A 7710-nucleotide genomic window follows, 5' to 3' on the forward strand; every position below is an offset into this window, starting at 1 on the left:
AGGTCACTATTCGAGTGAGAGGAACCGGACGGCGACCTCGGAGATCTTCCGCGCTGTCGCGGTTCGGTCCCACTTGGGGAGCGCAAGATGACTGACCGTCAGGCGCACCAGGGTGTCGGCCGCGTCGATGACATCGCCCGGGGGGAGACCCGGATAACTCTCCGCGACCCATCCGGCCAGGGTGTCGGAGGCGAGGTCGAGAAGCGGCGCGGATGTCGTGAGCAGCGGGAGCATCCCCGTGGACGCCTGACCTCCCGCATCAAGGTCACGGTTGGAGATGAGCACCGCCTTGAGCAGGGGGCTGCGCCCGGCCTCGTTCAAGGTGTAGTCGACGGCGGCTGCGATGCCTCGCTTCGCATCGCCGATGTGCGCCTCCAGCGCGCCCCGGATGCCCTCGAGGAAGTGCGAGGCCTCCCGGAGTACGACGGCTTCTCCGAGGCCGGCCTTGTCACCGAACTCCTTGTACAGAGCCGCCCGCGACACCCCGGCACGATCAGCCACCTGCCCCATGCGCACCCGGTCCCAGCCGCGGTCGACAGTCAGGTCGTGGGCAGCCTCGAGGACAGCCAGGCGCATGTGCTCCTTGAATCGTTCGCGCATTGACGGTGCCCGCATGACAGAAAGGTTAGCGATTCCTGTCTCGCGATCGACTCGCGTCACTGACTTGGACACGGCCACACGCTACCTAGCGTGCTCGTCGGCCAGTTGGTCGACCATCGCTGCGAGGGTGTCCTGAAGTCTTTGCACACCCGCAGCGGCTCCCGTCGCCGTCGGCAATTCTCGGAGGTCCTCGAGCGGGACCGGGTCCCCGACCAGCAGGGTGACCCGACGACGGCGGCCCAGCACCACCCTTCCTTCGTAGGCTGGCGCGATGGCCTGCACACCCCATTGGGCGACGGGGATCAATGGGACTGACGTCTCGAGCGCGATGCGAACAGCACCCGACCTGAGCGACATCAGACGTGCATCCGGTCGGTTCGTGATCGATCCCTCCGGGTAGACGACGACGACGAGGGCGCCGCGATCCACTGCTTCGATCGCGGCGCGGATCCCGGCTCGCCCGTCGGAGCGGTCGACCTGGACGTGGCCGGCCGACCGAAACCACCAGCCCACTGCTCTGCTCTGAAACAGGCTCGATTTTGCCATGAACCGGGGGGTCCGGCCCTGGGCGAGGACCATCTCCGCGAGGAAGAGCGGGTCGGCTTGGGAGACATGGTTGGCCGCCAGTACTGCGCCCCCCGACCCGGGAAGGCGCTCTGTACCGCGCCAGTCCGCTCTCCTGACGAGCAGCAGAAGGGGTTTGCAGACGACCAACGCGAGCCACCATGCAGGGCCGCGGGCGTCCGCGGGTGCGCGTCGCACGCCTGCGGACTGATGCGAGTCACGGGCGCCCGGAACGAAAGGCAGAAGTCTCATCGCGGGCCCTGCCGTCGACCTCCAAACCATCCTTGTTCACCTCGGGGGTCAGACGTTCGGTGGTGACCACGACCAGTGGTCGGTCTGCTTGCTCACACCGCCACCTCCGGTGTCAGGGCAGTCGTGTCGACGGCGACTTGGCCGAGAATGCCGTTGGTGGTCATGGAGTCCCCGGGGCGGTTGACGCTGTCAGCGGCGACCGGCTCGCCCTGCCTGAGGTAGTAGCAGGTGCGGTTTCGGTCAGAGGTGGGGTCACCGCTCAGGACGATGTCGTCATAACCGTTGTTGAGTCCCGCGATCCGCAGCTTGTGGTCGTACTGGTCCGACCGGGACCATGGGAGCGCCGACACCTTCTTGTCCCTTCCACAGATCGTCCTTGTTCCTTCCACAGGTCTTCGAGAAGGAGGTCGCTGGTAGGGCAACATCGGCTCGTCACCGGCCCACGATGTCACCGGACCAACCCTCCCGGCGGAGGCGGGTGGCCGACTGCGCGCCGGCATGGCTGGCGCCGACCACCACCGCGCGCCCCGAACTCATCCGGTTCCCTTGGGGGTGAGCTCGACCATCAGCTTGCTGATGCCGCGAACGAAGTTGGACTGCACGTACTCCGGCTCACCGACGACATCGATCCTCTCGAAGCGTGGGAGCAGCTCCTCCCAGAGGATCCGCAACTGCAGCTCGGCCAATCGGTTGCCCATGCACCGATGGACGCCGAACCCGAAAGCGATGTGGTTGCGGGCGTTGGGCCGGTCGATGATCAACTCGTCCGGCCGCTCGAACACGGACTCGTCCCGGTTACCTGACGCGTACCACATGACCACCTTGTCACCCTTGCGGATGAACTGGCCGTTCACCACGGTGTCGGTCTTGGCGATCCGCCGCATGTAGGCAAGAGGGGTCTGCCAGCGGATGATCTCCGAGACCATGTTGGGGATCAGATCCGGATTGGCCTTCAGCTTCTCGAACTGGTCGGGGAACTGGTTGAGCGCGAGAACCCCCCCACTCATCGAGTTGCGGGTGGTGTCGTTGCCCCCGACGATGAGCAGGATCAGGTTGCCGGCGAACTCCATTGGTCGCTTGATCAGGTCCTTGGTGGCCTCGTCGCTCTGCAGCATCGTGATCAGGTCGAAACCCGGCTCTTCTCCCTCCGCCAGGCGGGCGGCCTTGTCATGCCACAGTGCGCTGAGTCCACGCGCCATGTCGACCATGCCCTTGAACAGCTCGTCGTTGTCGGAGGGCCCTCCATTGGCCTGCTCCATGGAGGTGGCCAGGTCCGACCACTCGACAAGCTTGTGGCGCTGCTCGTAGGGGAAGTCCAGCAAGGTCGCCAGCATGCGCGCGGTGAGCTCGATCGACACCGTCCTCACCCAGTCGAAAGGCTCGTTGACGGGCAGGTTGTCCAGGACGTCCCTGACGCGCTCCCGGATGAGGCCCTCCATCTCGCGCAGGTTCTTGGGAGCCACCACGCCTTGGACGGCGCGCCGTTGAACGTCGTGCCTGGGCGGATCCATGGCGATGAACATGGCGATGTCCATGAACCGCGGCGGCGCCCCGATGACGATCAGGGGCTCGGCGGAGAAGGCCTCGTGGTTCTTGTCCACAGCGATGATGTCGGCGTGCCGCGTCACCGACCAGAACGGCCCGAACGGACTGTTGGGCTGGTAGTGCACCGGGGCCTCGTTACGCAGGCGCTCGAAGTAGGGGGCCCACTGCCCCTGTCGGTACAGGAAGGGGTTGCTGAGGTCGATGTCTTCGAGCGCGAGTTCTTCGACCGGCGGGATCGGGCGTTCGACGAACATCTTCTGCCCGTTCGTGCCCGTCAACCAACGTCGGCTCTTGTCGTAGAGGTGCGCGGCCTGGACCTGGCGATCCAGGGGTATGGCGGCGTCGACCTTCGTCTTCACTGCGTCAGGGATCTTCATCTCGTCAACACCTCCTGTTACATCTGGAATTCAGGCAACTGCACGGTCAAGCCGTCCCATGACCGGGAGACCTGGACTTGGCACGACAGCCGCGACGTCGGCTCTCGCTCGGGGTTCATCGACAGCATCTCCTCCTCCTCCGGGCCGGAGGGGCCGACCTTGGCGGCCCAGGCGGAATCGACGATCACGTGGCAGGTGCCGCATGCGGCCTCTCCGCCGCAGTCACCATCGATGCCCGGAATGGCGTTGTTCGTGGCGACCTGCATCAGCGAGCAGCCCTCCTCGATGGGCGCCTCGTGCTTCTCCCCGTCGTATGACACGAAGGTAACGACTGTCATCTACAACTCCCTCACTATTGACTACGTCATCGACATTTTCTCCAGTATTGTCGTTGATATCGGCGATGACCATGTTGAATCGTGTCATCCTGCTGTGAGATCGGGTCACGTGAGGAGCGCTGTGCAGAGAAGCGAGCCGGGCGTCCCAGCGCTTGCCTTCGCGCAGCTGCTGGCCAGTCCGGCGATCGATCCGGACAGTGCCGAGCAGTTCCGTGCCATCATGGCGCGCGAGGGAACCGGGGAACTGTCTCTGATCCGGACCCAGGAGCAGGCACCGCTGCGGTGGTTTCGCGAGGTCTACCCGGACCTCGATGCCGAGCAGGCAACGAAGCTGGGGATCGCCTGCGCGGAACAGGCCCAGCTCACGTCCTTCGGGCCGTTGAGCGTGCCGCTGGTCAGCGCAGGAACCGTCGCCCAGGTCGTTCAGCTGTTGACCTATCTTCCCGTGATCACCGAGGCCGTCACCACCCAGTCCGATCCCCAGCGCGACGACCTGACGATCCGGCTCACCGGGAACGCGGCAGACCCCGACCTGGACTGTCTCGCCGTCACCTACTGCGGACTCGCCCTCATGCGGTTGGTCGACCGACTGGTCGACGACGCGTCGGAGGTGACCATGCATAGTCGCTGGCCGGAGCCAAGCAGCGGGGCTCGAGAAGCCTGGCCGGGGGCGCGGCTCATCTTCAACGCCCCCCTGTCCTATGTGCACATCCCTGAACGGACGCTACACGCGGCCTGCCGCTTCCCCGACCCAGTCGCCTACGACGTCGCCGTCACCAGCCTCCAGCAGGCGCTCGAACGTCAGGGCGGCAGCCCGGAGTTCACCCGCAGAGTGCGGGCGTTGCTCGAGGACGGGTCCGGGGTGAGGACCCTCCAGTCGGTCGCGAATGAGTTCTCGATCTCCTCGAGTACCCTGAAACGCCGGCTCGCCGCGGAGGGAACCAGCTTCCGCGAACTCCTCCAGGAGTCACTGCTCGACCGCGCCCGGATACGGCTGCTCGACCGCTCCACGTCTGTCAGTGAGGTCGCCGCCGAACTGGGCTACAGCGACCTCACGAACTTCTCGCACGCCTTCAAAGGGTGGACCGGCAGCTCACCGAGCCACTTCCGACGCGCCCACCAGCACCCTTGAGTACCACTTCCGCAGTTCCTTAGAAGGACCGCGCCCGGCGGGAGTGGCTCACCAGGTGCTCCCTTATGAGTCCACGGATCCTTCCGGAGTGGTCTTACCGGTGGTAGCTGGAGGAGTGAAGGCAGGGTCAGGCCCCGCAGCGGCGGTGACCATAGGTCCGTAGGCCTGGTGGAGAGCGGACAGAATGCGGCCCAGGGGGAGGTCGTCGAAGTTGCCGTGGTCTCGTACGTACTCCATGTGCCGAGTCCCGTCGGAGGTGAAGGCGTGCATGAGCGCGTCGCTCTGTCCGTCGAATTCGACCGGTGGCACGCCGAATCGTTCGCATAACTCGACGTTGAAGGCAGGTGTGGCCTTCAGCCATCGTCGGTCGATGTAGGCGCTGCAATAGCCGTGATAGACGAACAGGTCCGTGCCACCCATGACGGCTCGTAAGGTGTCGGTCTGCAGATGGTTCCGTACATCGGCGAAGCCGAGTCGGGTAGGGATGCCCGCGGCCCGCAGAACCGCGGCCAGTAGCACCGCCTTGGGCACGCAGTAGGCGCGGCCGGCCTGGAGGACGTGGCTCGCCCGGTAATGCTCAGGATCCTCGGAGACCGAGTAGGGGTCGTACCAGATTTGGTCACGCACTGCAGCAAAGAGCAGGGACGCTCTCTCTCGGGGGCTCGACGCGCCGGCGATCACGTGCTGGGTGAAGTCGCGTACCGAAGCGTGGTCGTGATCGAGGAAGAAGGTCGCCTCAAGGTGCGATCCCGGCGCCGGCGTCATCGCCGCACCGCGGTGTTGACCGGACCGTCAGTCTTGAGCGCTACGGCCGTGCGCGGCCAGCCGGCCGGCTGCTTGCCGGGCACTGCCGAGGTGCAGACGTCGGGCATCCGCCGCACTAGGTCACCGACCTCTTCCAGCCACCGGTCGCACACGGGGCGTCGCCGTTCCAACGCGGGACCGCTTCGACGGGCTCGGGGTGCGCCCATTCCGGGCGAGAGGTCCCTCATCGCGCGCTCAACAGAAGGTCGTTGTCCACAGCAACCCCTACGCTCTGGGCGAGATCACGCATGATCAGCCAAACTTGATGGGCGATCCGGGTGGTCACCTCTTCCTTCGACTCATCGTGGTGGTCCAGCCACCAGATGATCCCCGCGTCGACCATGCCCATCAACCCCGCCATCACGCCGTCCGGGGGATCGACTTGTACTTCGGATGTGCGCATGTATGCCGAGGCTGCGGCCACCACCTCGCCGAGGAACCGTGTGCGCCCCAACCTGGCCCGGTGTGTTTCCTTGTTCTGCTGGCGCGCCGCCATGAAGCGATACAGGTTGGGATGACCGGCAGCCCATCCGATGGCAGCGCCTATCACGCCTTCGATGATGGTGGGAGCTGTACCGCTCACGCGCATGGCGGGACGAACGGTGTCGATGAGCTGATCAGCCGCGAATCGGAGCACTTCTCGTTCGAGGTCTTCCTTGCTGTGGAAGTGCCGGTAGACGTGAGGCCTCGCAACCCCCGCCCGTTCCGCGATCTGGGCAGTACCGACGCCGGGACCGTACTCCTCGATCGCACGAGCCGCGGCCACCACGATCTGCTCTCGCCGTGCCGACCGGTGCGATTCGTGCGCCGTCGATCGGCGCACCACGGCCGTGTCCACCCACCTCGCAAGATCCACGACCACATTCTAACCCGAAAGGGACTGGCGCGGTACAGGGTGTACCCGTAGCCTTCGGGCACACCCTGTACCCGGCGAATACTCCCTGGAGGACCCATGCCCAGCCGCCGTTCACCCTGGATGAACCAGGACCTCGACGACTTCCGTCAACTCGCCCGGACGTTCTGCGAGAGGGAGATCAAGCCCAACATCGAGCGGTTCATCGAACAGAAGCGCGTCGACCGCGAACTCTGGACCCGCGCCGGCGAGCTCGGCCTGTTGTGCGCCTCCATTCCCGAGGAGTACGGCGGGGGCGGCGGCAACTTCTTCCACGAGGCAATCCTTATCGAGGAGCAGGCCCGCATCGGTGACAGCAGCTGGGGGGCCGCACTCCACAGCGGCATCGTGGCGCACTACCTGCTGCACTACGGCACCGAGGAGCAGAAGCGCGAATGGCTGCCCAAAATGGCCTCCGGCGAGGTCGTGACCGCCATTGCGATGACCGAGCCGGGGACCGGTTCCGACCTCCAGGGAATCAAGACGAAGGCAGTCAGAGAAGGCGACGACTACGTCATCAACGGAGCCAAGACCTTCATCACCAACGGCTACCACGCAGACATGGTGCTCGTCGCCTGCAAGACCAGCCCCGATCAGGCTGCTGCAGGCGTCTCACTGGTCATCGTGCCGACCAGCTCCGAAGGATTTCGACGCGGCCGTCTCCTCGGCAAGATCGGCCTCAAGGGGCAAGACACCTGCGAGCTCTTCTTCGATGACGTACGTGTGCCTTCCAGCAATCTGCTCGGCACCGAGGAGGGGCAGGGCTTCGTCCAGCTCATGATGCAGCTCCCGCAGGAGCGGCTCATCGTCGCCGTCAGTTGCGCCGCGTCGATGGACTTGATGCTGGACCTGACACACGAGTACACACTCACGCGCGAGGCGTTCGGCAAACCGATCTTCGGATTCCAGAACACCAAGTTCAAGCTCGCCGAGGTCGCCACCGAAGCCCGCGTCACCCGCGCCTTCATCGACGAGTGTCTCGACCTGCATGTCAAGAGCGAACTGGACATCCCCACCGCCGCGATGGCGAAGTACTGGAGCTCCGAACGCGCTCAGCAAGTCGCCGACACCTGCCTGCAACTCCACGGCGGCTACGGCTACATGGAGGAGTATCCGATTGCGCGCGCATGGACCGACCTGCGGGTCAGTCAGATCTACGCCGGCACCACCGAGATCATGAAGGAGATCATCGCCCGGTCACTCCCG

At 65.2% G+C, this 7710-nt stretch carries 8 protein-coding genes and 1 pseudogene; 2 read left to right on the forward strand and 7 right to left on the reverse strand.

The window, feature by feature from the left end:
• Nucleotides 1-6: 6 nt before the first annotated feature.
• The 5 genes and pseudogenes from G6030_RS04150 to G6030_RS04170 all read right to left on the reverse strand — a co-directional run bounded on the left by G6030_RS04150 (nucleotide 7) and on the right by G6030_RS04170 (nucleotide 3676).
• The gene (locus tag G6030_RS04150; RefSeq protein WP_063972255.1) at nucleotides 7-576 is read right to left on the reverse strand and encodes a TetR family transcriptional regulator; all 570 of its coding nucleotides are present in this window, start codon (nucleotides 574-576) and stop codon (nucleotides 7-9) included.
• A gap of 105 nt (nucleotides 577-681) precedes the next feature.
• Entirely contained in the window at nucleotides 682-1446 is a 765-nt protein-coding gene (locus tag G6030_RS04155) for a lysophospholipid acyltransferase family protein (RefSeq protein ID WP_347238572.1), read from the reverse strand.
• Nucleotides 1447-1508: 62 nt separating this feature from the next.
• Nucleotides 1509-1790: pseudogene (locus tag G6030_RS16220) on the reverse strand (oxidoreductase C-terminal domain-containing protein); the annotation flags it as partial.
• A 159-nt stretch (nucleotides 1791-1949) separates the two neighbouring features.
• Complete coding sequence (locus tag G6030_RS04165; protein ID WP_007628310.1) at nucleotides 1950-3338, reverse strand: cytochrome P450; 1389 nt, start codon at nucleotides 3336-3338, stop codon at nucleotides 1950-1952.
• Between the two features lie 17 nt (nucleotides 3339-3355).
• Nucleotides 3356-3676, reverse strand: coding sequence for a 2Fe-2S iron-sulfur cluster-binding protein (locus tag G6030_RS04170; RefSeq protein ID WP_007628312.1), 321 nt, complete (start codon nucleotides 3674-3676; stop codon nucleotides 3356-3358).
• A 121-nt stretch (nucleotides 3677-3797) separates the two neighbouring features.
• On the opposite strand from G6030_RS04170, the gene G6030_RS04175 reads away from it, so the two are divergent.
• Nucleotides 3798-4808, forward strand: coding sequence for an AraC family transcriptional regulator (locus tag G6030_RS04175; protein WP_007628314.1), 1011 nt, complete (start codon nucleotides 3798-3800; stop codon nucleotides 4806-4808).
• Between the two features lie 63 nt (nucleotides 4809-4871).
• Here the strand turns inward: G6030_RS04175 and G6030_RS04180 are convergent, their stop codons facing one another.
• Nucleotides 4872-5573 carry a transglutaminase-like domain-containing protein gene (locus tag G6030_RS04180; protein WP_063972187.1) on the reverse strand — a complete coding sequence of 234 codons (702 nt, stop codon included), beginning with the start codon at nucleotides 5571-5573 and terminating at the stop codon, nucleotides 4872-4874.
• Nucleotides 5574-5796: 223 nt separating this feature from the next.
• Nucleotides 5797-6468, reverse strand: coding sequence for a TetR/AcrR family transcriptional regulator (locus G6030_RS04185; protein ID WP_231888827.1), 672 nt, complete (start codon nucleotides 6466-6468; stop codon nucleotides 5797-5799).
• 96 nt (nucleotides 6469-6564) lie between these two features.
• On the opposite strand from G6030_RS04185, the gene G6030_RS04190 reads away from it, so the two are divergent.
• Nucleotides 6565-7710: acyl-CoA dehydrogenase family protein (locus tag G6030_RS04190; protein ID WP_182642297.1), on the forward strand; the 1146-nt coding region annotated here is incomplete at its 3' end.

This window comes from Dietzia sp. E1 (assembly GCF_014145015.1).
GTDB lineage: Bacteria > Actinomycetota > Actinomycetes > Mycobacteriales > Mycobacteriaceae > Dietzia > Dietzia cinnamea_A.

What these genes read in the sequence shown, in the direction of transcription:
- G6030_RS04150 (WP_063972255.1), bottom strand. Translation starts at nt 576, where the DNA reads ATGCGCCTGGCTGTCCTCGAGGCTGCCCACGACCTGACTGTCGACCGC.
- G6030_RS04155 (WP_347238572.1), bottom strand. Translation starts at nt 1,446, where the DNA reads ATGGTTTGGAGGTCGACGGCAGGGCCCGCGATGAGACTTCTGCCTTTC.
- G6030_RS04165 (WP_007628310.1), bottom strand. Translation starts at nt 3,338, where the DNA reads ATGAAGATCCCTGACGCAGTGAAGACGAAGGTCGACGCCGCCATACCC.
- G6030_RS04170 (WP_007628312.1), bottom strand. Translation starts at nt 3,676, where the DNA reads ATGACAGTCGTTACCTTCGTGTCATACGACGGGGAGAAGCACGAGGCG.
- G6030_RS04180 (WP_063972187.1), bottom strand. Translation starts at nt 5,573, where the DNA reads ATGACGCCGGCGCCGGGATCGCACCTTGAGGCGACCTTCTTCCTCGAT.